General features: G+C 73.0%; 25 protein-coding genes and 1 pseudogene. 15 read left to right on the top strand and 11 right to left on the bottom strand.

The genetic code is table 11. The features are described 5' to 3' along the window. The 3 genes and pseudogenes from ABZS77_RS20080 to ABZS77_RS20090 all read right to left on the bottom strand — a co-directional run. Positions 1-593, bottom strand: a pseudogene (locus tag ABZS77_RS20080) (transketolase); the annotation flags it as partial. A gap of 51 nt (positions 594-644) precedes the next feature. Continuing rightward, positions 645-1,049 (bottom strand): MarR family transcriptional regulator, encoded by a 405-nt coding sequence (locus ABZS77_RS20085; RefSeq protein ID WP_354825042.1) that lies wholly within the window; start codon positions 1,047-1,049, stop codon positions 645-647. A 630-nt stretch (positions 1,050-1,679) separates the two neighbouring features. Next, positions 1,680-2,084, bottom strand: a complete 405-nt coding sequence (locus ABZS77_RS20090; protein WP_354824709.1) for a YjbQ family protein — start codon at positions 2,082-2,084, stop codon at positions 1,680-1,682. 199 nt (positions 2,085-2,283) lie between these two features. Here ABZS77_RS20090 and aceE point away from each other — a divergent pair, with 199 nt between their 5' ends. Continuing rightward, on the top strand, positions 2,284-5,022 hold the full coding sequence (gene aceE, locus ABZS77_RS20095; RefSeq protein ID WP_354824712.1) for a pyruvate dehydrogenase (acetyl-transferring), homodimeric type: 2,739 nt from the start codon (positions 2,284-2,286) through the stop codon (positions 5,020-5,022). Positions 5,023-5,193: 171 nt separating this feature from the next. On the opposite strand, the gene ABZS77_RS20100 is transcribed toward aceE, so the two are convergent. Continuing rightward, positions 5,194-5,640, bottom strand: coding sequence for an SRPBCC family protein (locus ABZS77_RS20100; protein ID WP_139585931.1), 447 nt, complete (start codon positions 5,638-5,640; stop codon positions 5,194-5,196). 188 nt (positions 5,641-5,828) lie between these two features. On the opposite strand from ABZS77_RS20100, the gene ABZS77_RS20105 reads away from it, so the two are divergent. The 3 genes from ABZS77_RS20105 to gltX all read left to right on the top strand — a co-directional run bounded on the left by ABZS77_RS20105 (position 5,829) and on the right by gltX (position 9,946). After that, entirely contained in the window at positions 5,829-7,178 is a 1,350-nt protein-coding gene (locus ABZS77_RS20105) for a GH1 family beta-glucosidase (RefSeq protein ID WP_354824716.1), read from the top strand. Continuing rightward, positions 7,175-8,449 carry an MFS transporter gene (locus ABZS77_RS20110; RefSeq protein WP_354824718.1) on the top strand — a complete coding sequence of 425 codons (1,275 nt, stop codon included), beginning with the start codon at positions 7,175-7,177 and terminating at the stop codon, positions 8,447-8,449. Before ABZS77_RS20105 ends, ABZS77_RS20110 begins: the two co-directional genes overlap by 4 nt. A gap of 87 nt (positions 8,450-8,536) precedes the next feature. After that, positions 8,537-9,946, top strand: a complete 1,410-nt coding sequence (gltX, locus tag ABZS77_RS20115; protein WP_354824721.1) for a glutamate--tRNA ligase — start codon at positions 8,537-8,539, stop codon at positions 9,944-9,946. 64 nt (positions 9,947-10,010) lie between these two features. Here gltX and ABZS77_RS20120 read toward each other — a convergent pair whose 3' ends face one another. After that, positions 10,011-10,613: a copper resistance protein CopC gene (locus tag ABZS77_RS20120; protein WP_354824724.1), complete on the bottom strand. Its 603-nt coding sequence runs from the start codon at positions 10,611-10,613 to the stop codon at positions 10,011-10,013. Between the two features lie 252 nt (positions 10,614-10,865). On the opposite strand from ABZS77_RS20120, the gene ABZS77_RS20125 reads away from it, so the two are divergent. After that, positions 10,866-11,516: a hypothetical protein gene (locus ABZS77_RS20125; RefSeq protein WP_354824727.1), complete on the top strand. Its 651-nt coding sequence runs from the start codon at positions 10,866-10,868 to the stop codon at positions 11,514-11,516. 40 nt (positions 11,517-11,556) lie between these two features. Here the strand turns inward: ABZS77_RS20125 and ABZS77_RS20130 are convergent, their stop codons facing one another. Then, complete coding sequence (locus ABZS77_RS20130; RefSeq protein WP_354824730.1) at positions 11,557-11,886, bottom strand: hypothetical protein; 330 nt, start codon at positions 11,884-11,886, stop codon at positions 11,557-11,559. A gap of 101 nt (positions 11,887-11,987) precedes the next feature. Then, positions 11,988-12,527: a hypothetical protein gene (locus ABZS77_RS20135; RefSeq protein WP_354824733.1), complete on the bottom strand. Its 540-nt coding sequence runs from the start codon at positions 12,525-12,527 to the stop codon at positions 11,988-11,990. 201 nt (positions 12,528-12,728) lie between these two features. Between ABZS77_RS20135 and ABZS77_RS20140 the strand changes: the two genes are divergently transcribed. The 7 genes from ABZS77_RS20140 (at position 12,729) to fabF (ending at position 19,448) form a co-directional block, all read left to right on the top strand. Beyond that, positions 12,729-13,922, top strand: a complete 1,194-nt coding sequence (locus ABZS77_RS20140; RefSeq protein WP_354824736.1) for a histidine kinase — start codon at positions 12,729-12,731, stop codon at positions 13,920-13,922. Next, positions 13,919-14,608, top strand: coding sequence for a response regulator transcription factor (locus ABZS77_RS20145; RefSeq protein WP_354824739.1), 690 nt, complete (start codon positions 13,919-13,921; stop codon positions 14,606-14,608). The genes ABZS77_RS20140 and ABZS77_RS20145 overlap by 4 nt, the downstream gene beginning before the upstream one ends. Positions 14,609-14,635: 27 nt before the next feature. Continuing rightward, positions 14,636-15,928 carry a helix-turn-helix domain-containing protein gene (locus ABZS77_RS20150; protein ID WP_354825045.1) on the top strand — a complete coding sequence of 431 codons (1,293 nt, stop codon included), beginning with the start codon at positions 14,636-14,638 and terminating at the stop codon, positions 15,926-15,928. A 78-nt stretch (positions 15,929-16,006) separates the two neighbouring features. After that, positions 16,007-16,951 carry an ACP S-malonyltransferase gene (locus tag ABZS77_RS20155; RefSeq protein WP_354824743.1) on the top strand — a complete coding sequence of 315 codons (945 nt, stop codon included), beginning with the start codon at positions 16,007-16,009 and terminating at the stop codon, positions 16,949-16,951. Next, complete coding sequence (locus ABZS77_RS20160) at positions 16,948-17,892, top strand: beta-ketoacyl-ACP synthase III (RefSeq protein ID WP_354824746.1); 945 nt, start codon at positions 16,948-16,950, stop codon at positions 17,890-17,892. The genes ABZS77_RS20155 and ABZS77_RS20160 overlap by 4 nt, the downstream gene beginning before the upstream one ends. Positions 17,893-17,979: 87 nt before the next feature. Next, a complete protein-coding gene (locus ABZS77_RS20165) occupies positions 17,980-18,219 on the top strand; it encodes an acyl carrier protein (RefSeq protein WP_053653162.1) in 240 nt (79 codons plus the stop codon). Between the two features lie 2 nt (positions 18,220-18,221). Further along, positions 18,222-19,448 carry a beta-ketoacyl-ACP synthase II gene (gene fabF / locus ABZS77_RS20170; RefSeq protein WP_354824749.1) on the top strand — a complete coding sequence of 409 codons (1,227 nt, stop codon included), beginning with the start codon at positions 18,222-18,224 and terminating at the stop codon, positions 19,446-19,448. Between the two features lie 52 nt (positions 19,449-19,500). Here fabF and ABZS77_RS20175 read toward each other — a convergent pair whose 3' ends face one another. Then, positions 19,501-19,719 carry a hypothetical protein gene (locus ABZS77_RS20175; RefSeq protein ID WP_354824752.1) on the bottom strand — a complete coding sequence of 73 codons (219 nt, stop codon included), beginning with the start codon at positions 19,717-19,719 and terminating at the stop codon, positions 19,501-19,503. Positions 19,720-19,857: 138 nt separating this feature from the next. Between ABZS77_RS20175 and ABZS77_RS20180 the strand changes: the two genes are divergently transcribed. Continuing rightward, positions 19,858-20,523, top strand: coding sequence for a lipoprotein (locus tag ABZS77_RS20180; protein ID WP_354824755.1), 666 nt, complete (start codon positions 19,858-19,860; stop codon positions 20,521-20,523). Between the two features lie 21 nt (positions 20,524-20,544). On the opposite strand, the gene ABZS77_RS20185 is transcribed toward ABZS77_RS20180, so the two are convergent. Together ABZS77_RS20185 and ABZS77_RS20190 are read right to left on the bottom strand one after the other, a co-directional pair. After that, positions 20,545-22,281, bottom strand: a complete 1,737-nt coding sequence (locus ABZS77_RS20185; RefSeq protein ID WP_354824758.1) for a glycoside hydrolase family 3 protein — start codon at positions 22,279-22,281, stop codon at positions 20,545-20,547. An 82-nt stretch (positions 22,282-22,363) separates the two neighbouring features. Continuing rightward, the gene (locus ABZS77_RS20190) at positions 22,364-22,855 is read right to left on the bottom strand and encodes a DUF3145 domain-containing protein (RefSeq protein ID WP_203175116.1); all 492 of its coding nucleotides are present in this window, start codon (positions 22,853-22,855) and stop codon (positions 22,364-22,366) included. 307 nt (positions 22,856-23,162) lie between these two features. Here ABZS77_RS20190 and ABZS77_RS20195 point away from each other — a divergent pair, with 307 nt between their 5' ends. Beyond that, entirely contained in the window at positions 23,163-23,492 is a 330-nt protein-coding gene (locus tag ABZS77_RS20195; RefSeq protein ID WP_354824761.1) for a hypothetical protein, read from the top strand. 112 nt (positions 23,493-23,604) lie between these two features. Here the strand turns inward: ABZS77_RS20195 and ABZS77_RS20200 are convergent, their stop codons facing one another. Next, a complete protein-coding gene (locus ABZS77_RS20200) occupies positions 23,605-24,246 on the bottom strand; it encodes a carbonic anhydrase (protein ID WP_354824764.1) in 642 nt (213 codons plus the stop codon). Positions 24,247-24,394: 148 nt separating this feature from the next. Here ABZS77_RS20200 and ABZS77_RS20205 point away from each other — a divergent pair, with 148 nt between their 5' ends. Then, entirely contained in the window at positions 24,395-25,333 is a 939-nt protein-coding gene (locus tag ABZS77_RS20205) for an alpha/beta hydrolase (RefSeq protein WP_354824767.1), read from the top strand. The last annotated feature ends 75 nt before the right edge of the window (positions 25,334-25,408 follow it).

Here is a 25,408-nt window from a genome sequence, read left to right on the forward strand (position 1 = left end):
ACCACTCTCTTCCGATCCCCCTCCCCCGGGTCGCCGGCCGCCTCGCGGTCGCCGGCCGCCTCGCGGTCAGCGGCTCGCCTCGGTTCGGCGGCCAGGAGCCGGTCGGTGGCCGACTCCCGATCGGTGACTCGCCTCGGTTCGGCGGCCAGGAGCCGGCCGGTGGCCGACTCCCGATCGGTGACTCGCCTCGGTTCGGCGGCCGACTCCCGGCCTGCGGCCGGCTCGGGATCGGCCGGCGGCGTGTCGTCGGCGGCCTGGGCCGCCCGCACGCAGTAGAACGCCCCGGAGCGGTAGTGCAGCAACGCCGGGTCGGTGGGGCGCAGCGCGGCGGCCACCGCCGCGTTGCCCTCGTGCCCGGCCGAGCCGATGGTGTAGAAACCCTCCCCGAAACTGCGCAACCACCGACCGGCGAGGTCGAGCTGACGGCTGGTCACCTGCGCGTCGAACAGTTCCAGCAGGCGCGCGCCGGTCAGCGGGGCGTCTTCGGTGACCGGGTCGGCGGGGTCACGCCTCCGCTGCGCGGCCGGCAGCGCCGCCAGCGTCTCCCGGAACCGGTCGTCGAGATCTTGCGGGGTGGTCACGTCCGACAGCATTACCGACGCGGGCCATGCTCGCCCAGTGGGACACGGCCGGCGCCTGTCGACTCACGCCGGGTCGCACGGCTCCGGACAGCCGCCGTCGGACACCTTCCACACCAGGTCACGCAGGGTGGACAGCTCCCGGTCGCTCAGCCCGGCCAGGAGTCGGGAGTCGGACATCACCTCGGTCACCCGATCCCGCACCCCCCGGCCGTCACCGGTCACCACGAGCGTCTTCTGCCGCCGGTCGGCCGGGTCGGTACGACGCTCGACCAGGCCGGCCTGCTCCAGCTTGTCGACGAGCGCCGTCACGTTGGACCTGTCGCAGCCCAACCGCTCGGCGAGGTCGCGGGCCGGCAGCGGCCGGTCCGGGTCCAGTTCGTGAAGCGCCCGGGCGGTGGCCGGGGTCAACCCCAACTCGGTGAACGCGGCGCCCTGCCGGTGTCGCAGCGAGGCCGTCAGGTGTGCCATCCGGCGCACCACGTCGGCCGCGAGGTCGGACCGGTCCACCGGTCGACCCGCCGCGGAAACCACCTCCGGTGCCACCGCCACATCGTACGCACCACGACGGCCGCCCAGCTCAACGATCAGGTTGGACCCCGCCGCCCCTCGGCCGATCATCAAAAGGGGGCGGGCACAGCCGGCGGATCGCGCGCACCGCCTCGGCGAGGCATCGGCGCAGGCGTGGAATCGGCGCAGGTGCGGCCCCGGCCAGGTACGACCCGGCGCAGGTGGGGCCTCGGCACGCGCCGGGACCGCACTTCCCGGGACGTTGCGCGGATCTCGGGGCGGCACGGCGGCCATGATCGCGCTGCGACTTGAGGCGGCACGGTGGTCCTGATCGCGCTGCAGGTCGGGCGGCACGGCGGCCATGATCGCGCTGTAACAGGGAAATAGTGGCCTCCTCTCCGCCTGACACCACTACATCCAGGATCGAGCACGATCTTGGCCGGCGGAGCGCAGGCGCTGGTGGGAGCCTGAGGCGCCAGCGCGCGTGGAAGCGGGCGCGGGTGGAAGCGGGCGCGGGTGGAAGCGGGCGCGGGTGAAAGCGGGCGCGGAGCGGAAGGCGCCAGGCGCGAGCGGGAGCGGGAGCGTCAGGCGTCAGGCCGGGAGGAACGAGAAGCGGACCTGGCGGGTCGGGTTGTCGCCGTTGGTGTCGACCAGGCAGACGGACTGCCAGGTGCCCAGGGCCAGCCGACCGCCGAGCACCGGAAGCGTCGCGTACGGCGGGACGAAAGCGGGCAGCACGTGGTCGCGGCCATGGCCGGGTGAGCCGTGGCGGTGCCGCCAGCGGTTGTCGGTGGGCAGCAGCGCGTCGAGTGCGGTGAGCAGGTCGTCGTCGGAACCCGAGCCGGTCTCGATGATGGCCAGGCCGGCTGTGGCGTGCGGCACGAAGACGTGCAGCAGGCCGTCGCCTTCGCCGGAGACGAACTCCTGGGCTTCGGCGGTGATGTCGCGGACGGTCGGCCGGGAGCCGGTCTGGACGGTGATCACGTCACTGCGCATACGTCGCATTCTGCCGCAGTGCGGGTCGGACTTCGACGGCGCGGCCGACGCTCGGCGACCCACACCGACCGTCGCGTTAAGTTACCGACGGGTACCTGTGTCGCTCATCGCGTCGGGGGGACCTAGACGTGACGAGGGGTGCCACCAGGGGGCAGGATGGCGCTAGAGACCTATCCCACACACAACCGAGGGAACGCCTGTGGCTACGGAACGCAAGCGCCCGGTGATCAGCGACGGCCTACCGAGCCAGCTTCCGGACATCGACCCTGAAGAGACAAGCGAATGGGTCGAGTCGCTTGATGGTGTCATCGACGAGCGAGGCGCCAAACGCGCCCGGTACGTCATGCTGCGCCTGCTGGAGCGGGCTCGCGAACGCCAGGTCGGGGTGCCGCCCCTGACCACCACCGACTACATCAACACCATCACTCCGGAACGCGAGCCGTGGTTCCCGGGCGACGAGCACGTCGAGCGGCGGATCCGGGCGTACGTGCGCTGGAACGCGGCCATGCTGGTGCACCGGGCGCAGCGCCCGGAGATCGGCGTCGGCGGGCACATCTCCACCTTCGCCAGCTCGGCGTCGCTGTACGAGGTGGGCTTCAACCACTTCTTCCGGGGCAAGAACCACCCGGGCGGCGGCGACCAGATCTACTACCAGGGCCACGCCTCCCCCGGCATGTACGCGCGGGCGTTCCTTGAGGGCCGGCTCAGCGAGCACCAGCTCGACGGGTTCCGCCAGGAGCTGTCCCACCCGGGCGGCGGCCTGCCGTCGTACCCGCACCCGCGGCTCATGCCGGACTTCTGGGAGTTCCCCACGGTCTCGATGGGTCTCGGCGGTCTGAACGCGATCTACCAGGCCCGGTTCAACCGGTACCTGCAGCACCGCGGCATCAAGGACACCTCCCAGCAGCACGTGTGGGCGTTCCTGGGCGACGGCGAGATGGACGAGCCGGAGACGCTGGGCGCCATCGGCGTCGCCGCCCGTGAGGAGCTGGACAACCTCACCTTCGTGATTAACTGCAACCTCCAGCGGTTGGACGGCCCGGTCCGTGGCAACGGCAAGGTCATGCAGGAGCTGGAGGCGTTCTTCCGGGGCGCCGGCTGGAACGTGATCAAGGTGGTCTGGGGCCGTGAGTGGGACCCGCTGCTGGCCGCGGACACCGACGGCGCGCTCGTCAACCTCATGAACACCACGACCGACGGTGACTACCAGACGTACAAGGCCGAGTCCGGCGCGTACGTGCGGGAGCACTTCTTCGGCCGTGACCCGCGTACCCGCAAGATGGTCGACCCGCTGAGCGACGACGAGATCTGGAACCTCAAGCGGGGTGGGCACGACTACCGCAAGCTCTACGCGGCCTACAAGGCGGCCACCGAGCACACCGGTCAGCCCACGGTCATCCTGGCGAAGACGATCAAGGGCTGGACCCTCGGCTCGCACTTCGAGGGCCGCAACGCGACCCACCAGATGAAGAAGCTGACGCTCGAGGACCTGAAGACCTTCCGCGACCGGCTCTACCTGGACATCCCCGACTCGGCGCTGGAGGAGAACCCCTACCTGCCGCCGTACTACAACCCGGGTGAGAAGTCCGAGGAGATCCAGTACCTGAAGGAGCGGCGCCAGCAGCTCGGCGGGTACCTGCCGTCCCGGCGGACCAGCACCAAGCGTCTGGCCATCCCCGGTCCGGAGCGGTTCGCCGACGTCAAGCGCGGCTCGGGCAAGCAGAAGGTGGCCACCACGATGGCCTTCGTCCGCCTGCTCAAGGACATCATGAAGGACAAGGAGTTCGGCAAGCGCTGGGTGCCGATCATCCCGGACGAGGCCCGTACCTTCGGCCTCGACTCGATCTTCCCCACCGCGAAGATCTACTCGCCGCACGGCCAGCGCTACACCTCGGTCGACCGGGAGCTGTTCCTGTCGTACAAGGAGTCGACGACCGGGCAGATCCTGCACGAGGGCATCAACGAGGCCGGCTCGGTCGCCTCGTTCACGGCGGCGGGCTCCGCGTACGCCACCCACGACGAGCCGATGATCCCGATGTACATCTTCTACTCGATGTTCGGGTTCCAGCGGACCGCCGACGGGCTGTGGGCGGCGGCCGACCAGATGGCGCGGGGCTTCCTGCTCGGCGCGACCGCGGGCCGCACGACGCTCAACGGTGAGGGCCTTCAGCACGAGGACGGCCACTCCCTGCTGCTCGCCGCCACCAACCCGGCGGTCGTCGCGTACGACCCGGCGTTCTCCTTCGAGATCGCGCACATCATGGAGAACGGCCTGCACCGGATGTACGGGGACGCGCAGGAGAACGTCTTCTACTACCTGACGGTCTACAACGAGCCGATCCTCCAGCCGGCCGAGCCGGACGGGGTGGACGTGGAGGGCCTGCTCAAGGGCATCTACCGCTACTCGCCCGCGCCGCAGGTCGACGGCCCGAAGGCGAACGTGCTCGCCTCCGGCACCGGCATGCAGTGGGCGCTCAAGGCCCAGCAGCTGCTCGCCCAGGACTGGGGGGTGGCCGCCGAGGTCTGGTCGGTGACCTCCTGGACCGAGCTGCGCCGCGACGCGGTGCAGGTCGAGGAGTACAACCTGCTCAACCCGGGCGCCGAGGCGAAGGTCCCGTACGTCACGCAGAAGCTCGCCGAGGCCGACGGGCCCAAGGTCGCGGTCAGCGACTGGATGCGGGCCGTACCGGACCTGATCTCCCGCTGGGTGCCCGGCGACTACACGTCGCTCGGCACCGACGGCTTCGGCATGTCGGACACCCGGCACGCGCTGCGTCGGCACTTCCACGTCGACGCCGAGTCGATCGTGGTGGCCACCCTGCGGCAGCTCGCCCGCAGCGGCGCGGTGCCGGCCACCGTGCCGGCCGAGGCCGCCAAGAAGTACGCGATCGACGACGTCAACGCGGCCCCGGTCGGAGAGACCGGCGGCGACAGCTGACACCCGCACGACACGAGGGCCCGGCGCGGTGCGCCGGGCCCTCGTCCGTACCCCTCCCGTGCGCCCCGCCCGTGCGCGCGATCAAGGGGTTGTGGTGGGGGACGCGGTGGTGAAGTCACCTCGTTCCGGGCACCACACGTCCGTGACCGACGCGCACGGGGACGGGCAGGGTCAGCCCACGGCTGCCAGGTCGGTCAGGCGGGCCAGCGAGTCTTCCAGGTCGGCGCCCACCCGGCGCAGGCCGAGGCGCAGCAGTGCCGCCTTGACCGGGCCGGCCGGCCAGCGGACCACGATGAGCCGCACGATGGTCCCGCCCTCCTCCTCGTCGGGAGTGAGCTGGACGTAGATCTCGGTGCGCGCCTCCGCACGGGCACCGGCCCCCTTCGCCCGTTCCCGCCAGCCGATCAGCGTCGGCTCCTGATAGGCGATCACCTCGGCCTCATGCGCCGAACCGCGCCCCGCCTGGACCAACTGCCGCCGCCCGAAGCCCTCTCCGGAGAGCACTTCGGCCGCGCGGACTCCCGCCAGCCAGGCCGGCAACTGCTCGGCCCGCTGGACGACGTCCCAGACCACTTCCATCGGCGCCGCCACGTGCGCACTGCGTTCCACGAGGATCATTTCCGTCTTTCCTCCAGTGAGGACATCCCACGATATCGGCACTCTATGCGCTAAATCGGACTTACCTGGACGGGTTCGGAAAAAGACACGCCGATCAACCATTGCGGAATGCGCCAGCCCGGCCTATGGCGCATTCATCGACAGCGCCCTAGAGTCCCGAACACGTTTCACATTGACCGGGAGGGCGCATGCCGACCGCACCGATGCCCGAGTTCCCCGCCGGCTTCCGTTGGGGCGTCTCCACGTCCGCCCACCAGATCGAGGGCGCCACCACGGCCGACGGACGCGGACCGTCCATCTGGGACACGTTCGCGCACTCCCCCGGCCGGATCGGCGACGGCAGCAGCGGCGAGGTCGCCTGCGACCACTACCACCGGTACGCCGAGGACGTCGCGCTGATGGCCGGGCTCGGCGTCTCCGCGTACCGGTTCTCCATCGCCTGGCCCCGCGTGCAGCCCACCGGCGCCGGCCCGGCCAACGCCGCCGGCCTGGACTTCTACGACCGGCTCGTCGACGAGCTGCTGGCCGCCGGCATCGACCCGGTGGCGACGCTCTACCACTGGGACCTGCCCCAGCCCCTTGAGGACGCCGGCGGCTGGCTGAACCGCGACACCGCCGCCCACTTCGCCGACTACGCCGACCTGGCCGCCACCCGTCTCGGCGACCGGGTCCGGCTCTGGATCACCCTGAACGAGCCGTTCGTCCACATGAGCATGGGGTACGGCATGGGCGTGCACGCCCCCGGCCGGATGCTGCTCTTCGACGCCTCCGGCGTCGCCCACCACCAACTCCTCGGGCACGGGCTCGCGGTCGCCGCGCTGCGCGCCCGCACCAGCAGCCCGGTGGCGATCGCCAACAACTACTCCCCCGTGCGGGTCCTCGGCGACAGCGACGCCGACCACGCCGCCGGGGCCGCCTACGAGGCACTGCACAACCGCCTGTTCACCGACCCGCTGCTCGGCCGCGGCTACCCGGACCTGCCCGGCTTCGACCCGGGTCTCGTCCACCCCGGCGACCTCGACACCATCGCCGCCCCGATCGACGTGCTGGGGGTCAACTACTACAACCCCACAGGTGTACGGGCCGCCGAAGAGGGCTCGCCACTGCCGTTCGACCTGGTGCCGCTGGACGGCTACCCGCGCACCGCCTTCGACTGGCCGGTGGCCCCCGACGGGCTGCGCGACCTGCTCGGCTGGCTGCGCGACACGTACGGCGACGCGCTGCCGCCCATCGAGATCACCGAGAGCGGCTGCGCGTACGACGACGTACCGGACGCCGACGGTCAGGTGGCGGACCCGGAGCGGATCGCGTACCTCGACGGGCACCTGCGCGCCGTCCGGGCCGCCATCGACGACGGGGTCGACGTGCGCGGTTACTTCGTCTGGTCGCTGCTCGACAACTGGGAGTGGGCCGAGGGGTTCACCAAGCGCTTCGGCCTGGTGCACGTCGACTACGCCACCCAGAGGCGTACGCCCAAGTCGTCGTACACCTGGCTGCGGGACATGATCGCGGCCAGCCGGCCGGGGTCGGCGCGGTGACCACCCTCGACCCGACGGCGTCGCTGCCGGCGGCGCTCGCCGAACCGACCGTGCCGGTGCGGCGCGGCTGGATCGGTTTGATCTTCGCCGCGAACCTCGGCGTCTGGATGGCGTTCTTCACGCCCATCCAGGTGCTGCTGCCGCAGCAGATCGAGCAGATCGCGCCCGGCGACAAGGAGAACATGCTGGCCGTGGTCACCGGCCTGGGCGCGCTGGCCGCGGTGCTGGCCAACCCCCTGGCCGGAGCGCTGTCCGACCGGACCTGCCTGCGGATCGCCGGCCGCGAGTTCGGCCGTCGGCACGTCTGGACCGCGGGCGGGGCGCTGATCGGCGCGGCGGCGCTCGTCCTGCTGGCCCAGCAGCGCACCATCCTCGGGGTCGCCCTCGGTTGGGTCGCCGCGCAGGTGTGCTTCAACGCGATGCTGGCCAGCCTCAGCGCCGCCATCCCGGACCGGGTGCCGGTGACCCAGCGCGGTGGGGTCTCCGGCTGGGTGGGCATCCCGCAGGCGCTCGGGCTGGTGCTCGGCGCGGTGCTGGTCACCGCCGTGGTCACCGGCAACGCGGCCGGCTACCTGGCGATCGCGGTGGCCATCCTGCTGCTGTCGCTGCCGTTCGCGCTGTTCACCCCCGACGAGCCACTGCCGCGTACGCACCGGCCGGCGCTGCGCGCCCGGACGCTGCTGGCCTCGATGTGGATCAGCCCGCGCCGGCACCCGGACTTCGCCTGGGCGTGGATCACCCGGTTCCTGGTCCAGCTCGGCAACGCCCTGGGCACCCTCTACCTGCTGTACTTCCTCACCGACGGGGTCCGCTACCCCGACCCCGAGGGCGGCCTGCTGGTGCTGATCCTGCTCTACACGCTCGGCATGATGCTGACCGCCGTGGTCGCCGGCCGGCTGTCCGACCGCTCCGGGCGACGCAAGATCTACGTGATCACCTCGGGACTGATCATGGCGGTGGCGGCAGTGCTGCTCGCGGTCGCCCCGGTCTGGCCGATGGCGATCGTCGCCGCGCTCCTGCTCGGCGCCGGCTACGGCGTCTACCTCTCGGTGGACGCCGCGCTGATCACCCAGGTGCTGCCGAGGGCCACCGACCGGGCCAAGGACCTCGGCGTGATCAACATCGCCAACTCGGCGCCCCAGGTGCTCGGCCCCGCGCTCTCCGCGCCGCTCGTCGTCCACCTGGGCGGCTACCCGACGCTCTACGCGGCCACCGCCGCGGTCACCCTGCTCGGCAGCGCTCTGGTCGTCAAGATCCGTTCAGTGCCCTGACGTGTAAGGAAGGGCACCTTGTACAACACCAGGCGATAAGAAGGGGCCCTTCCTTACACGGTTGTCCGTCGCCGTAGGCTGGGGGACGTGACAGTACGTGTGCGTTTCGCCCCCTCCCCGACCGGTATGTTCCACGTCGGCGGCGCCCGCTCGGCGCTGCAGAACTGGATCTACGCCAAGCAGCAGGGCGGCGTGTTCGTGCTGCGCATCGAGGACACCGACGCGGCGCGCAACAAGCCCGAATGGACCGAGGGCATCCTCTCCGCGCTGGACTGGATCGGCATCTCCCGGGGCAGCTACGAGGGGCCGCACTTCCAGTCGGAGAACGCCGGCGAGCACCGCGCCGCCGCCGCCCGGCTCTACGAGTCGGGCCGCGCCTACTACTGCGACTGCACCCGCGAGGACGTCCAGGCCCGCACCGGCTCGCAGTACCAGGGCTACGACGGCTACCACCGCGACCTCGGCCTCGGCCCGGGTGAGGGCCGCGCGCTGCGCTTCCGTACGCCCGACGAGGGCCTGACCGTCGTGGTCGACCTGATCCGCGGCGAGCCCACCTTCGAGAACAAGCTCATCGAGGACTTCGTCATCGCCCGGGGCGACGGCTCGCCGGTCTTCCTGCTGGCCAATGTCGTCGACGACATGACCATGGGGATCACCCACGTGATCCGGGCCGAGGAGCACCTGCCCAACACACCCAAGCAGCAGCTCCTCTGGGACGCCCTCGGGGTCAAGCCGCCGGTCTGGGCGCACGTGCCGGTGGTGGTCAACGAGAAGCGGCAGAAGCTCTCCAAGCGCCGGGACAAGGTGGCCCTGGAGGCGTACCGGGAGGAGGGCTACCTCTCCGGCGCGATGCGCAACTACCTCATGCTGCTCGGCTGGGCGCCCTCCGGCGACCGGGAGATCGTCCCCTGGTCGGTCATCGAGGAGGAGTTCCGGCTGGAGGAGGTCAACCCCTCCCCCGCGTTCTTCGACGAGAAGAAGCTGCGCGCGTTCAACGGCGAGTACATCCGGGCACTGCCGGTGCCCGAGTTCATCGACGCCTGCCAGCCATGGCTGACCGGCACCGGGACCATCGCGCCGCCGCCGTGGCAGCCGCAGGAGTACGACGCCGACGCGTTCGCCGCCGTCGCGCCGCTGGCCCAGACCCGGATCGCGGTGCTCAGCGAGATCGTGCCGAATGTCGACTTCCTCTTCCTCGCCTCGCCGCTGATCGACGAGGCGGCCTGGACCAAGACCATGAAGGACGGCTCGGCGGAACTGCTGGACGAGGCCGTCGCCGCTTTCGAGGCGCTGGAGTCCTGGGACGCCGAGTCGCTCAAGTCGACGCTGGAGGCGGTCGGCACCGCCCGTGGCCTCAAGCTCGGCAAGACGCAGGCGCCGGTCCGGGTCGCGGTCACCGGCCGTACCGTGGGCCTGCCGCTGTTCGAGTCACTCGAGGTGCTGGGTCGCGAGCGCACCCTGACCCGAATCCGCGCCGCCCGCCTCCGCCTGCCCTGACCAGCCCTGACCAGCCCTGACCAGCCGCCGCGCCCGCCCGCCAGGGCGGGCGCGGCGGCTGGGCTTAGCGGGCTTGGCGGCGGCGGAGGATCAGGGCTGCCGTCAGTGCGGCGAGCACCACGAGGCCACCCAGCGCCCATAGCCACGGTCGTCCGCCCGAGTCGGACTGCTCCCCGGCTACCGGGGTCGTGGATGGCGTCGGGCTGGCGGGTGCGGCCGACGGCGGCACGGCGGACGGGTTCACCGCCGAGGGTGATCCGGCAGGGTTCGTCGGCGGGCCGGCGGCCGACGGCGTCGCGGACGGGTCGGCGGCGGTGCCGGTGGTGAGGGTGAACCGCACCTCGCCCTTGACCGGGTGCCCGTCGGCGGAGGCGAGCTGGTAGCCGACGATGTAGAGCCCCGCGGCGGCCGGTGTGAACGGCACCCGCACCCGGCTGCCGTCGAACGCCGGCGTCCCACCGGCGACCACATTGTCCGGTCCGGTTACTGTGATCTTCGTCGTAGTCGGTGCCGGCTTGGCCAGGAACCGTAGCTCGATCCGTGCCGGTGCCGTCGCGACGCGTGCGCCGTCACGCGGGTTGCTGCCGGTCAGCTCGTTGTGGGCGGCGGCCGGTGTCGCCGGCACCATCAACGACACACCGAACGCCACGCCGAACACCACTGGCACGACCCGTGCCAAACGTGTAACCCTGCCCCCCATGAACCCCTCCGTAAGGGTACGATCCGCCCGCTGATCAAACCGCTCCTCATTAGTCGAGCAGAGATCGCAGATAGTTCCAATTACTTGTTCCACAAGCTGCACTTCATCGACGTTCTGCGAGTGTGTGGGAGTGCGCCCGACCGTTCGGTCGGTGTCGCACCGGCAGACCGATCCGGACGTCACGACGAAGCCATCCATCGAACGGGGCGAGGAGGCGGGATGGTCCGACAGATGAGGCGGTGGGCCGCCGTACTGGCGGGCACGCTGGCGGCGGCACTGCTGTCGCTCGGCACCGCCGGACCGGCCGTCGCGGCACCGGCGCCGGCTCCCGCCGGGGTGGACATCGCCGGTGCGGGGCTGCCCGAGTCGCTGCGGCTGCGCGCGGACTCGCAGCCCGACCTCGTGGTCGCGGTGATCGACCAGGTCAACTTCCTCGGCCGTACCGGCGCTTCGGCCGGGCCGAAGGCGGCCGACCTCGGTCCGAAGTACACGGTCGTGGTGCTCGTCGGGGACACGCCGAAGCAGACGTACGACCTGTACCCCGAGGCGGTGGGTGGTCCGCGGATCTTCCGGCCGGCGAAGCAGCCCGACGGGCACAAGACCAGCGCCGGCTGGTTCCTCGGCCGGCTCAGCATGTCCGAGACGCTGCGTACCGCAGGGGTGCCGCTGGAGCGGCAGTTCGACACCGTCAGCGGTGGTGTGGGCGGCGGCGAGCGGGTGCTCCCGGAGGACACCCTCGATCCGGCCAGGGACCTCGACGAGGCACTTGGCGAGTTGCAGCGCCTGCTGCTGCTCAACGTCGCGGTGATGCTGACCATCACGGTCGGCCTCGCCGGGATCGCGCTGCTGATCCGCCGCCGCACCCGCTGAGTCGACCGGGCCGATCAGCCCACGTCAGCCGCTGGAGGGGTCAGCACCAGCGGCGCGGCGGGCGCTCGCGGCGGGTGATCCGCTGCCGGGGCCGGACCGGGCCGTGCCGGTGTGCGCCGGCCCACCCGGGCTGTTCGCTGAGGCAACCGGGCGGGACGTCCGCCTCCGACTCGGCGAGGGCCGCCGGCTCGCCGGAGCGCTGGCGCGGAAGCGGGGACTCGTCGTCGGGCCGGCCGGCGAGCGGCTCCACCGGGTGCGACGGCGCACCACCGACCGCCCGGCGGTGCTTGGCGGCCGACTGCGGGTCATGGTGCCCCGGCCGGCAGGGCTCGCCCTGGGCGCAGCCGTGCTCGGCCTCCCCGTGCGCCATCCCCGGTCTCCTCACGCTCACGCTCACCCGCGGGTGCTCCCCCGACGTGCCCTGCCACCGTACTGGCCGGGACCGACGGGCTTGCACGGCGTACCCCGGGGTCAGTGCTTCGCGCGGCGCGGGAAGATCGTCTCCCAGACGGGGAAGGCGACCAGCCAGATCACGATGGCGACGGTGAGCTTGTGGATCCAGCCCAGCAGCTCGCGGGTGCGGTCCGCGTCGCCCACCCAGAGGATCGCGGCGCCGAGCAGACCGCACGCGACGACCCAGCCGAGCAGCGCCTTGGCCCACTCGCGCCACTCGTAGCGGGTACGGGCCCAGCCGTGGCGGGGCGGCCGGACCGGCGGCGGGCCGCCGGCGAACCGGTGGGCGAAGCGCTGGTCCGCCCACCGCACCATCGAGTGACCGAACGCCACCGAGAAGCCGAGGTAGGCGGCGGCGAGACCGTGGCTGAACCCGGCGGTCGCCCCTCGACGCAGGTCGAGCACCGACGCGGCGAGCAGCGCGAGGTCGACGAGCGGTACGGAGACCAGCAGCGCCGCCCCGAGCCGGGGCCGTCGCAGCGGATAGCGGGCCACCAGCCCGGCGCCGAGCAGCACCCAGAACGCGATCTCGCATCCGATGATCACAGCGACCAGCACGTCGACCTCCCCGTCTTTGCGACCAGCGTGGCCGACCGGAGAGGCGTCGGCCTCGACGTGGGAGAGGAGATCGGGGTCCGCCCTTCGACGGACCCGCCTGATCGGCGCGCGGGCTCGCGTACCTCTTTCGGTGGATGGCGGGGCCGGCAGGTCCTCCCCCGGTGGGAGCCCGCGGGCCGGCGGCTGTGGTGGGATCGGAGCATGCGACCGCCATCGTGGCTCGGCTCCGGCACACCCGGCCGGGACCTCACGCTGGCGGGCGCGTCGCTGGCCGGCGGCCTGCTGCTGTACGGCCTGGGCATGCAACCGCAGATCAATCCGCACCCGGACGTGCCGCCCGCGGTCTTCCTGGCGCCCCTGTTGGCGGTGTGCGTCGCCGTCGGCCTCCGGCGGGCCGCACCGCGCGCCAGCCTGGCGGTGGGTACGGCGGCGCTGCTGGTGGACACGGCGCTGGGCAACTCGCTGGGCACGGTCGTGGTGTACACGCAGGTGCTCTACGACGCCTGCGTGTACGGCCCGCCCCGGCTGTGGCGGTGGCTGCTGCGGATCACCGTGGCGCTCAGCCTGGTCGGTGTCGTGGCCGGCGTGCTGGGTTTCGGTCAGTGGCGCGGTGCGGCGGTGGGGGTCCCGGTGGTGCTCGCCGGCCTGCTGCCGGTGCTGACGGGGATCAGCGTGCGGCAGTACCGCGACCAGGCGGCCGCCGAGCGGGCCCGGGCCGAGCAGACCGCCCGGCTGGTCGAGTTGGACCGTCGGCAGGCGGTCAGCGCGGAGCGGGCCCGGATGGCGCGGGAGTTGCACGACGTGGTGGCCAACCACCTGAGCGCGGTGGCCATCCACGCGACGGCCGCGCTGTCGGTGCCCGGGTTGGATCGTGTCCAGGTCGAGTCGGCGTTGCGGGTGATCCGGGAGAGCAGCGTGCAGGGCCTGGCCGAGATGCGGCAGATGATCGAGGTGCTGCGTGATCCGGGCACCGGTGGCGTGCCACCCGACGACGCGTTGGCCGAGACGGTCACCGCGCGGCTGGCCGAGGCGGACCGGCTGGTGGAGGGCATCCGGGCCGCCGGCCTCGCGGTGCGGGTCCGTACCGACGGGACTCCGGGTCGGCTGCCGGTGGGGGTGGACCTGGCGGCTTACCGGATCGTGCAGGAGTCGCTGACCAACGCGCTCAAGCACGGTGCCGGCGACGCGGAGCTGACCATCGCGTACCGGCCGGCGGAGGTCGTGGTGACGGTGGAGAACCCGGTGCGCCGCGACGGCGCCGGGCTGCCCGGCGCCGGTGCGGGGTTGATCGGGATGCGGGAACGCGCCACCCTGCTCGCCGGGCGGTTCAGCGCCGGGCCGCGGGACGGCCGCTGGCGGGTCCGGGCGACGCTGCCCACCGGGGTCGACGGGTGAGCGGGCCGGCCGGCGTCGGCCCGACGGAGCCTGCGGTACGGGTGGTGCTGGCGGACGACCAGCCGGCGGTCCGCGCCGGGCTGACGCTGATCCTGGCCGGCGCGCCCGGCGTCGACGTGGTCGGCGAGGCGGCCGACGGCGACGAGGCGGTCCGTCTGTGCCGGGAGCTGCGCCCGGACGTGGCGGTGCTCGACATCCGGATGCCGCGCCGGGACGGGATCTCCGCGACCCGGGCCATCGTCGCCGAGGGGCTCGCCGACGTGCTGGTGCTCACCACGTTCGACCTGGACGAGTACGTCTTCGGCGCGCTGCGCGCCGGAGCGGCCGGTTTCCTGCTCAAGCACACCGACGCGGCGGGACTTGTCGACGCGGTGCGGACGGTGGCGCGCGGGGACGGTGTCATCGCCCCCGCGGTGACCCGCCGGTTGATCGCTGCCTTCGCGTCGACCGCGCCGGGCGCGTCGAGGGCCGCCCACGCCGCGCTCGACACGCTCACCCCACGCGAACGTGACGTGCTGGCCTGCCTCGGGCTGGGGTTGTCCAACCAGCAGATCGCCGAGCGGCTGACGATGGCGGAGAGCACCACCAAGACGCACGTGAGCCGGATCCTGGCGAAACTGGACCTGCGCAGCCGGGTGCAGGCCGCGATCCTCGCCCAGGAGGTGGGCCTGCCCGCGCCGCCGTGACCGCGTCCACCCCGGCCCGACGGCGAGATCCAGGTCAGGGCGTGTCAGGCTAGGCCGGTGAGTACGCCGGGCGGTGGAGAGCTGACGGCCACGCTGCGCCGGATCGAACGCGCGGCCGGGGCTCTGGCCACCGCGAGCGTGGCCCGGATGGATGACAGCCTGCCCTGGTTCCGCGCGCTGCCGGCCGACCAGCGCTCCTGGGTGATGCTCGTGGCGCAGGCGGGCGCGCGGTCGCTCGTGCAGTGGCTGCGCGACGGCGGCGGCACGGCGGACAGCACCCAGGAGGTCTCCGACGAGGTCTTCGCCGCCGCCCCGCAGGCGCTGGCCCGGTCGATCACCCTTCAGCAGACCGTGGCGTTGATCAAGGTGACCATCGACGTGGTCGAGGAGCAGGTGTCCCACCTGGCCGCCGAGGGCGAGGAGCAGGCACTGCGCGAGGCGGTGCTGCGCTTCTCCCGGGAGATCGCGTTCGCCGCCGCCCGGGTGTACGCGCGGGCCGCCGAGTCCCGTGGCGCGTGGGACGCCCGGTTGCAGGCCCTGCTCGTCGACGCGCTGCTGCGGGGCGACTCGCCCGACGTGCTGGCCAGTCGCGCCGCCGCGCTGGGCTGGACGGACGCCCCGCCGGTCGCGGTGGCGGTCGGCCGCTCCCCCGGCGGTGAGGTCTCCGCCGTCCTGCACGTGGTCTACCGGCAGGCCCGCCGGATCGGCGTGGAGGTGATCGGTGGGGTGCACGGCGACCGGCTGGTGATCGTGCTGGGCGGCGCACCGGACCCGTTGACGGCGACGGCCAATCTGCTCGAGGCGTTCGGGGACGGTCCGGTGGTGGTCGGTCCGGCGGTGCCGAGCCTGGACGAGGCGACGGAGTCGGCGCGGGCCGCGCTGTCCGGCTTCCGGGCGGCACCCGCGTGGCCGACGGCCCCCCGGCCGGTGCCGGCCGCCGACCTGCTGCCCGAGCGGGCCCTCGCCGGCGACGCGGAGGCCCGCCGCCGGCTGCGGCACGACGTGTACGCGACGCTGGTGCGCGCCGGCGGGGAACTGCTGGGCACCCTTGACGCGTTCCTGGCCGCCGGTGGCACGCTGGAGAGCGCCGCGCGGGCGCTGTTCGTGCACCCCAACACCGTGCGGTACCGGCTGCGCCGGATCGCCGACGTGACGGGCTTCTCGCCGCTGGTGCCCCGGGACGCGTTCGCCCTCCAGGTGGCGCTGACCGTCGGCCGCCTGGATCCGGTCCCGGTGACGTCGGCGGTCCCGATTCAGACAATGACGCCGGGCACCCAGAAAACACCCCAAACAGATGACGACCGCCGACGATCTTTGTAGGAACCCTCCAAGGGTTCTAGTGCGGTTTGGTCGAGGCCGGCACCGCGTCGGCGGCGCTTATCCGGGAGAGTCATAGTCGTGCTCGCCGTACTTAGTCCCGGCCAGGGTTCTCAGAAACCCGGCTTCCTGACCCCCTGGCTCGACCTGACCGGCACCGAGGCGCGCCTGCGCTCGTGGTCCGCGCTGGCCGGGGTCGACCTGACGCACCTGGGCACCACAGCCGACGCCGACGAGATCAAGGACACCGCCCGCACCCAGCCGCTGCTCGTCGCCGCGGCACTGCTCGCCGCCGACCACCTCCCGCTCGACGGCGTGACGCTCACTGTCGGCCACAGCGTCGGCGAGCTGGGCGCCGCCGCGCTCGCCGGGGTGCTCACGGCCGAGGCCGCGATCACCCTCGCCGGCGTACGCGGCCGCGAGATGGCCGCGGCGTGCGCGCTGGAGCCGACCGGAATGGCGGCAGTCCTCGGCGGCGACCCGGACGAGGTGCTCGCCGCCATCGAGGCGCACGGGCTGCACGCCGCCAACCGCAACGGCGCCGGCCAGATCGTCGCCGCCGGCTCCCTGGACGGGCTGGGCAAGCTCGCCGCCGAACCGCCGACGAGAGCCCGGGTCATCCGGCTCCAGGTGGCGGGGGCGTTCCACACCCCGTACATGGCACCGGCCGAGACCGCGCTGGCCGCGGTCGCCGCCGGGATCACGCCCGCCGACCCGGCGCGGGTCCTGCTGTCCAACCTCGACGGCGCCGTCGTCGAGGACGGCCAGGAGATGGTGCGGCGCCTGGTCCGCCAGGTCACCGCCCCGGTCCGGTGGGACCTGTGCATGCGCGCGATGGCCGACCTCGGGGTGACCGGCGTGATCGAGCTGCCCCCGGCCGGCACGCTCGCCGGGCTTGTCAAACGCGAACTCAAGGGCGACGGAGCCCCGGAGATCGTCACCCTGAACACCCCGGACGACCTGCCCGCCGCCCGCGACCTGATCGCCCGGCACGGCACGCCCGCTCCCATCGGAGGTCTCTCATGACTGGCAGTCGCATCGTCTCGATGGGGCACTACCAGCCCGCGCGGGTCGTCACCAACGACGACATCGCCCAGCTCGTCGACACCAACGACGAGTGGATCCGGGACCGGGTCGGCATCGTCAGCCGCCGGATCGCCGACAGTGAGACCGTCGCCGACATGGCCGCCGCCGCCGCCGGCAAGGCGCTGGCCAACTCGGGCCTGAGCCCCGCCGACATCGACCTGGTCGTGGTGGCCACCTGCTCCTCGATCGACCGCAGCCCCAACGTGGCCTGCCGGGTCGCCGCGAAGCTGGGCATCACCGCCCCGGGCGCGTTCGACGTCAACACCGCCTGCTCGGGCTTCGCGTACGCGCTGGGCATCGTCGACCACGCCATCCGGGCCGGCTCGTCGCGCAACGCGATCGTCATCGGCGCCGAGAAGCTCTCCGACTTCACGGACTGGACCGACCGCTCGACCTGCATCATCTTCGCCGACGGCGCGGGCGCCGCGGTGGTGACCGCCAGCGCCGAGGACGAGCCGGCCGGCATCGGCCCGGTCGTCTGGGGTTCGGCGCCGGAGAAGAGCGACGCGGTACGCATCGAGGGCTGGCGCCCCTACATCCAGCAGGAGGGGCAGTCCGTGTTCCGGTGGGCCACCACCGCGCTGGCGCCGCTGGCCCTGAAGGCGTGCGAGCGCGCCGGGGTGGCCCCGTCGGAGCTGGCCGCGTTCGTGCCGCACCAGGCCAACTCCCGGATCATCGACGGCATCGCCAAGCGGCTCAACATCCCGGACGCGATCATCGCCAAGGACATCGTCGAGTCGGGCAACACCTCGGCGGCGAGTGTCCCGCTCGCCCTGTCCAAGCTCGTCGAGCGGCGGGAGGTGCCCTCGGGCGCACCGGTGCTGCTGTTCGGCTTCGGCGGCGGCCTGACCTACGCCGGTCAGGTCGTCCGCTGTCCCTGAGATCCCCTCGGGCGCGTACGCGCTCCAGGAGTGGCGGTCGGCGACGCCGGCCGCCGGACAACCCCCCGATGAAAGGAACCAACCGCAATGACCCGTGACGAGATCACCACCGGCCTCGCCGAGATCCTCGAAGAGGTTGCCGGAGTGAACCCGGACGACGTGGCCGAGGGGAAGTCCTTCACCGACGACCTCGATGTCGACTCGCTCTCCATGGTCGAGGTCGTCGTGGCGGCCGAGGAGAAGTTCGGCGTCAAGATCCCGGACAACGAGGTGCAGAACCTGAAGACCGTCGGGGACGCCGTCAGCTACATCGAGGCGCAGTCCTGATCATGAGTCGTCCTGACGTCGTCGTCACCGGGCTCGGCGCGACGACCCCGCTCGGCGGGGACGTCGCGTCGACCTGGGACGCCATGCTCGCCGGCCGCTCCGGGGTGAGTGCGCTCACCCAGGAGTGGGCCGAGCAACTGCCGGTCCGGATCGCCGCACAGCTGGCCGTGGAGCCGTCCGAGGTGCTGGACCGGGTCCGACTGCGCCGGCTGGACCGTTCCGAGGCGATCGCCCTCATCGCCGCCCAGCAGGCCTGGGCGGACGCCGGCCTCACCGACTCCGGCATCGACGGGGAGCGCCTGGCGGTCAGCGTCGGCTCCGGTATCGGCGGTGCCACCACCCTGCTCGCCCAGGACGACATCCTGGAGGCGTCCGGGCCGCGGCGGGTCTCCCCGCACACCATCCCGATGCTGATGCCGAACGGTCCGGCCGCGTGGGTCGGGCTGGAGCTGGGCGCCAAGGCCGGCGTGCACACGGTGGCGAGCGCCTGCGCCACCGGCGCCGAGGCGATCGCGCTGGGCCTGGACATCATCCGCGCCGGCCGGGCCGACGTGGTGGTGGCCGGCGGCACCGAGGCGGTCATCCACCCGCTGCCGATCGCCGGTTTCAGCTCGATGCGGGCCATGTCGACCCGCAACGACGAGCCGGAGCGGGCCTCCCGTCCGTGGGACACCGCCCGCGACGGCTTCGTCCTGGGTGAGGGCGCCGGCGTCGTGGTGCTGGAACGGGCCGACCACGCCGCCGCCCGGGGTGCCCGGGTGTACGCGCGTCTGGCCGGCGCCGGCATCACGTCCGACGCGTACGACATCGTCCAGCCGCACGCCGAGGGCGAGGGCGCCATCCGGGCCATCGCCAAGGCGATCGCGGACGCGGACGTGGCCAAGCGGGACATCGTGCACGTCAACGCGCACGCCACGTCGACTCCGGTCGGTGACATGCTGGAGATCGGCGCGCTGCACAAGGCGCTCGGCGACCACCCGGTGCTGGCCGCCACGAAGTCGATGACCGGTCACCTGCTCGGTGCGGCCGGCGCGCTGGAGTCGATCGCCACCATCCTGGCGATCCGCGACGGCGTCGTCCCTCCGACGATCAACCTGGACGACCCGGAGCCCGGCCTCACCCTCGATGTTGCCGCGCACAAGGCCCGGCACATGGAGATCCCCGCCGCGTTGAACAACGCGTTCGGCTTCGGCGGGCACAACGTGGCTCTCGTGTTCACGCGTCCCTGAGCCTGCACCGCGACGGGTCCCCTCCGCACCGGAGGGGGCCCGTCACGCGTTCTCATCCCCGGTTGCGGGGGTGTTGCCGCGCGACGCGCTCGTTGCCCCGGCGGTAGTTGCCCGTCCAGCGGGCCATCACCAACTGCGGGTCGTCGTCGACCTCGGCGAGGAACTCCGCCGCCCGGGCACCGCGCAGTGTGCTGGCCACCCGCCCGTGATGGGTGATCACCACCGTGCCGTCCGTACGGTGCACGAACCGGAATCCCTCTGCCACGCCCATCCGCTAAGGGTGTCAGAGCGACCGGGGGCGGGGCGACCCGATTCGGCCTCAGGCGCGGACCGCGTACCCGATTGACGTCCCCGTGCCGTACGGCTTTGATGGGCCCGACTGAAGATCGACTTACGGGGACTCGACACCATGGACACTCGTACCCGCGTCGCCGCGCTGGGCGCACTCACCCTCGGCCTGCTGGCCGGCTGCGGCGGGGAGGCCGGTGCGCCCGCCGGGCGGACCACCGGACAGCCGGCCCCGCAGGCCACCGGGGAGCCCTGGTACGACGAGGTGGCTCCGGCCCCGTCCAGCGGCACCGCCGGCGGTACCGGGTCGCCCTGCCCGGTGCCGGTCTCGTTTCCGCTGGCCGACGGGTGGACGGCGGAGGCGGTCACGGTCCCCGAGGGCGAGTTGGCCGAGCTGGTCGGCGCGGCGCTCACCAGACAGGGCGGCACCACCGCGCGCTGCGAGGTGGACGGGCGTCGTGCCGGCGGCGGATTCCTGCGGATCTGGGCGGCCGACTCGCCGACGGTCCCGCCGCGCGCCGTGCTGGAGGGGTTCGCCGCCGGCACCGGCGACACCGTCAGCGGCCAGCAGTTCCGCGACGTCCGGGCCGGCGCCTTCGACGCCACCGAGACCAGCTGGCTCACCACCAGCGAGCTGACCGGGGAGACCTCCCGGGCCTGGGCGCTCGCCGTCCGGTCGGCGGGGCAGACCCTGGTCTTCACGGTCAACGAGGGCCTCGTCACCGAACGGGACGACGTGCTGCCGGCGTACCGGCTCGCGGTGCGGGGCCTCGCGGCCACGACGTGAGGACGCCCGGGGCGGGCCGGCTCAGTCGCTGACGCAGGTGGTGGCGGGCAGGCCGGGCACCGTCACCGGTGAGCGGCCGCCCGGCCGGGCCTTGCCGGCCAGTACGGCGGCGAGCGCGGTCATCGACGCCCGGGTGGAGGAGTACGTGGCCAGCAGCGTCGGCGACGTGGCCTTGCCCAGCACGTACGGGGTGTCCATGGCGACAGTGACGGCGGCGTCGGCGCGCAGGTCACCGGCACCGTCGCCGTAGCCCACCAGGTGGACCACCGTGCCGCCACTGGGCTTGACCGACACGCCGGCCGCGGTCAGCGCGGCGGTGAGCGCCGCCCGGGTGCCGTTCCGGCCGTCCGAGGAGGTGACGGTCACCGGTCCGCGTACCGCGCCGCCGCAGGCGCCGCGCAGCACGGTGACGGCGCCGGCGGCCAGCGCCTCGGCGGCCGCGCGGTGCTCCGGGGTGTTGAGCGTGGACATCGGGGCGGCCGGCAGCGCGCCGAGCCGGAACTTCATGGTGAGCACCCGGGTGACCGCCTCGACGAGCCGGGCCCGGGGCAGCGACCCGCCGCGCAGCGCGGCGAGCAGACCGTCGTACGCCTGGCCGACGTTCGGGGTCATGAGGATGAGGTCGTTGCCGGCGTTCAACGCGCGGACGGCGGCCTCGCCGGGCGCCCAGCGCTTCGCGGGGGCCATGTTCATCCCGTCGGTGATCACCACGCCCTGGAAGCCGAGCTGGCCGCGCAGCACGTCGGTGAGCAGTTTGTGCGAGAAGGTCGCCGGGGTGCCCGGGTCGATGGCCCGCGCGTCCAGGTGCCCGGACATGACGGCCATCGCTCCGGCGTCCATGCCGGCGGTGAACGGCGGCCACGCGCCGCTCTTGAGCGCCGCCGCGGACTGGGTGAGCACCGGCAGGTCCTGGTGCGAGTCGTCGGCGCTGTGGCCGTGGCCCGGGAAGTGCTTGAGGGTGGCCGCGACGCCACCGGACTGGAGGCCCCGGACGGCGCCGCCGACCTGGGCCGCGGCGCGCTTCGGGTCGGCCCCGAACGACCGGGAGCCGATCACGGTGCTGCGGGTGGCGAGCACGTCGGCGACCGGGGCGAAGTCGACGTTGATCCCCATGGCGGCGAGTTCGGTGCCGGCGGCCCGCCAGGCGGCCTCGGTGAGCTTCGGGTCGCCGGCCGCGCCGGCCGCGAGGGCGCTGGGCAGCACGGTGACGCCGTCGCTGATGCGGGTGACCACGCCGAACTCCTGGTCGGTGCCGATCAGGAAGGGCGCCGGCCCGGTGGTGAGCCGGCCGGCGGCGGCGCGCAGTCCCGTGGTCAGCTCGTGCACCTGCTTCGGGTTGTCGACGTTCGTGGTCTCCTGGTTGCCCTTGGTCGGGTCGTCGGCGCTGAAACCGACCAGGATCAGCCCACCCAGCCGGTACTTGGCGATCATGTCGGCGGGGGTGTCGACACCCGCGAGGGCCCGGTTGCCGGCGGCCGAGCCCGGTGAGACCTTCGTCGCCGAGCTGCCGTACGCGTACGGCATCAGCACCTGGCCGACCAGATCCTCGTCGGAGAGCGTGGCGACAAGCGCGGCGGCGCGGGCGGCGGGGTCGCCGGACGGTGTCGTGGCGGGGGCGCCGGGGCCGGCGGACCTGCCGGTCGGGCCGGGCGTCGGCTCGGGACTGTCCGGGGTACCCGTGCAGCCGGAGACGAGCAGGGCGGTCAGGGCGGCGACGGCGACGCTGGCGCGTAGCGGGCGAATCGGCACGCCGACCATCCCACCAGTTCCCCCTTATCGGGGCAACTTGACCTTACCGGTCGGCGTCGGCGCCGCCCGGTGAGCGCCAGGGACGACCTGGTCAGCCGACCCTGGTGAGCAAGGTCACCGGCGCGCCGTCACCCGCGTACCGGTAGGGCTCCAGGTCGGCGTCCCACGCGGTGCCGAGCGCCTTGTCCAGGGCGTGCGCCAGCGCCTCCGGCGCACGGGAGCCGGCCATCAGCGCCCGCAGCCGGTCCTCGCCCAGCTGGATGTCACCGGCCGCGCCGACGGTCGCCCGGAACAGGCCACGGGCCGGCACGTACATGAACCGTTCACCGTCGGCGCCGGGACTCGGCTCCTCGGTGACCTCGAAACGGATCATGGGCCACTGCCGTAGGGCAGCAGCCAGCTCGGCGCCCGTCCCCGGACGACCGGTCCACCCGCATTCGGCCCGGCGGGCGCCGGGATCGACGGGCTGAGCCGTCCACTGCAGGTTGACCGGCGCGGCTAGGACGCGCGCGATCGCCCACTCGACGTGTGAGCACACGGCGAGCGGGGTCGAGTGGACGTATACGACGCCACGCGTTGGCACGGTGACCTCCCGGAGAGCGAGGTGCGTCTTCCCCTACGACCTCGTCCACCCGAGTGGTTGCTGCAACACATGATGACTCCTGTGACGGATGGTGCGCCAGGGAATCGGAAAAAACGCCGGGTGGAATAGCCGGACGGGTGGTCTCCGTTGCCTCTCAGGACACCGCGACGACCAGCCTGATGTCGTGGTCGTGTACAGTTCCACCGGCGGCTTCTGCCGCGTCACACCTTCGCGGGCCGAGTCAGAGTGGCCCGCACACAGCCCCCGGACGTTCAGTCCTCCCGTACGTCTTGCAAGGAGTACCTCCGTGGCGAGCAACACCTCTAAGACCGCGCGCGCGTCCGTCCGGGCCGGCCAGGCTGGCCAGGGTGGCGCCCTCAGCGTGCTGGGCGAGTTCAAGTACCTCATCCCGCTCAACGGCGGCAAGCACGCCTACGTGCGGAACCTGACCAACGGCAAGACCGCGCACCTGCGCACCGACTCCGACGCCTTCGTCGAGGAGATCCGGGTGCTGGCCGCCGCCGGTCACGCCGCCAAGATCCGGGCGGAGATCAACAACCTGGCCACCACCCACCCGAACGACGGCTGGGAGGCCACCGAGAAGCGTCTGGTCGCCGCCGGCGTCTTCGAGGGCTGATCTTCCCCCACCACAGCACCGCCGAACCGCCCGCCGGGATGACCCGGCGGGCGGTTTCGCGTCCGCGACCCGCCCCCGGGCCGTACCCGGAGCGGTCGACGGCCGCGCGGGTTCACGCCGGGTCGATCAGGGCGACCTCCCCGGTGGCCAGGTCGTAGAGGCCACCGACCACGGCCACCCGACCGGCGCCGATCGGCCCGGCCAGCAGGTCGTCGACCCGGAGCGCGTCCACCGTCCGCCGGACGTGCCGGCGGACCGCCAGGGCGAGCACCGCCGGGTCGTCCAACCCCACCTCCAGTACCGCCGGGGCGATCTCGTCCACCAGGTGGGCGAGCGAACCTCCGGGCCGCTCGCCGGCGCGCAGGGCGTCCACCGTGGCGCCCACCGCGCCGCACCGCTCGTGGCCGAGCACCATCACCAGAGGTACGCCGAGCTGACCGACCACGTACTCGATGGAGCCGCGCACCGCGCGGTCGAGCACGTGCCCGCCGGTGCGGATGACGCAGATCGCGCCGAAGGTCTGGTCGAAGATCGCCTCCAGCGGCACCCTTGAGTCGATGCAGCCGAGCACCACCGCGTACGGCTGCTGGTCGCCGGAGGCGGTCGCCGCGGCGGCCGTGACGTCGTGTCCGTGGATCGGCTGGCCGCTGACGAACCGCCGGTTGCCGCTGAGCAGGTCGGCCAGCGCGGCGCGGGGCGTGCCACCGGCCAGCCGCCCCGGCGTCGCGCCCGTGGGCGCTTGCGACGACCCCATGCCGTTCAGCTTGACCGCCGTCCGTGCTCCGCGGGCGGGGTCGGGAATGTTCGCCAGGGAGCGATTGACGTGGTCTGATGGCGGGTAGCCGGTGTTACCGCCGGGTATCCCGGTGCTGATGGTGGCGGGCGGCCCTGGGGAGGTGGCGATGCCGGAGCGTTTCGAGGTCGGTATGCCGGACGGTGTACGGCTGCACGTCGAGGCGACGGGGCCGGCGGACGCCCAGGTCACGGCCGTCCTGCTGCACGGTTGGACGCTTGACGGGCGCGCCTGGCACCGGCAGGTCGAGGCGCTCGCCGCCGACGGGGCGGTGCGGGTGGTTACCTACGACGCGCGGGGGCACGGGCGGTCCAGCTGCATGGAGCTGCCGACCGCCACGCTGGCCCAGCTCGGCGACGACCTGGCCGCGGTGCTCGACACCGTGGCGCCGACCGGGCGGGTCGTCCTGGTCGGGCACTCGCTGGGCGGCATGACGATCATGGAGTACGCGCACCGCCACCCCGCACACTTCGCCGCCCGCACGGCCGGGCTGGTCTTCGTCTCGACGACCGCCGAGGGGCACACGCACACGGCGTACGGGCTCTCGCCGCGCATCACCCGGCTGATCCGGCTCGCCGAGACCACCGGCGCCGGGGTGCTGGCCCGGTGCGGGTCCTGGCGGGCGCCCCGGGCGCTGCTGCGCGCGCTGCAACCGAGCATCCGGTGGATGCTCTTCGGCGACCGGTGCGAGCCGGCCGACATCCGGCTGGTCACCTCGGCGGTGGCCCGCGCCTCGCTGCGCTCGATCGGCGGTTTCCGCGCCTCCATCGGCGCCCAGCACCGCCTGGACACCCTCGCCGCGCTGGCCCACCTGCCGGCCGCCGCGCTGGTCGGCGATCGGGACCGGTTGACCCCGCCCCCGTGCGCCGAGTCGATCGCCGCGGCGCTGCCGGCCACCGAGCTGACCGTCTGCCCGGGCGCCGGGCACATGCTGATGATGGAACGCGCCGACGAGGTGAACTCCGCGTTGACCGGGGTCCTACGCCGCGTACTCGCCGGGGGGCCGTCCCCGACGCGGGGCGCGACTCCCGCCGGCGCGGGCGCCTGAGCCGCGTTCACGCACCTCGCGCGCGGCGGGCCGGGCCCGGGGCCGTACCCTTCTGCGGTTGGCCCGCGCGGTTCG

The organism is Micromonospora sp. NPDC005298, assembly GCF_040607375.1.
GTDB lineage: Bacteria > Actinomycetota > Actinomycetes > Mycobacteriales > Micromonosporaceae > Micromonospora.

Coding starts and splice junctions, on each gene's coding strand:
- ABZS77_RS20085 (WP_354825042.1), bottom strand. CDS start 1,049: ATGGCACACCTGACGGCCTCGCTGCGACACCGGCAGGGCGCCGCGTTC.
- ABZS77_RS20090 (WP_354824709.1), bottom strand. CDS start 2,084: ATGCGCAGTGACGTGATCACCGTCCAGACCGGCTCCCGGCCGACCGTC.
- ABZS77_RS20100 (WP_139585931.1), bottom strand. CDS start 5,640: ATGATCCTCGTGGAACGCAGTGCGCACGTGGCGGCGCCGATGGAAGTG.
- ABZS77_RS20105 (WP_354824716.1), top strand. CDS start 5,829: ATGCCGACCGCACCGATGCCCGAGTTCCCCGCCGGCTTCCGTTGGGGC.
- ABZS77_RS20125 (WP_354824727.1), top strand. CDS start 10,866: ATGGTCCGACAGATGAGGCGGTGGGCCGCCGTACTGGCGGGCACGCTG.
- ABZS77_RS20130 (WP_354824730.1), bottom strand. CDS start 11,886: ATGGCGCACGGGGAGGCCGAGCACGGCTGCGCCCAGGGCGAGCCCTGC.
- ABZS77_RS20140 (WP_354824736.1), top strand. CDS start 12,729: ATGCGACCGCCATCGTGGCTCGGCTCCGGCACACCCGGCCGGGACCTC.
- ABZS77_RS20160 (WP_354824746.1), top strand. CDS start 16,948: ATGACTGGCAGTCGCATCGTCTCGATGGGGCACTACCAGCCCGCGCGG.
- ABZS77_RS20165 (WP_053653162.1), top strand. CDS start 17,980: ATGACCCGTGACGAGATCACCACCGGCCTCGCCGAGATCCTCGAAGAG.
- fabF (WP_354824749.1), top strand. CDS start 18,222: ATGAGTCGTCCTGACGTCGTCGTCACCGGGCTCGGCGCGACGACCCCG.
- ABZS77_RS20175 (WP_354824752.1), bottom strand. CDS start 19,719: ATGGGCGTGGCAGAGGGATTCCGGTTCGTGCACCGTACGGACGGCACG.
- ABZS77_RS20180 (WP_354824755.1), top strand. CDS start 19,858: ATGGACACTCGTACCCGCGTCGCCGCGCTGGGCGCACTCACCCTCGGC.
- ABZS77_RS20185 (WP_354824758.1), bottom strand. CDS start 22,281: ATGGTCGGCGTGCCGATTCGCCCGCTACGCGCCAGCGTCGCCGTCGCC.
- ABZS77_RS20200 (WP_354824764.1), bottom strand. CDS start 24,246: ATGGGGTCGTCGCAAGCGCCCACGGGCGCGACGCCGGGGCGGCTGGCC.
- ABZS77_RS20205 (WP_354824767.1), top strand. CDS start 24,395: ATGCCGGAGCGTTTCGAGGTCGGTATGCCGGACGGTGTACGGCTGCAC.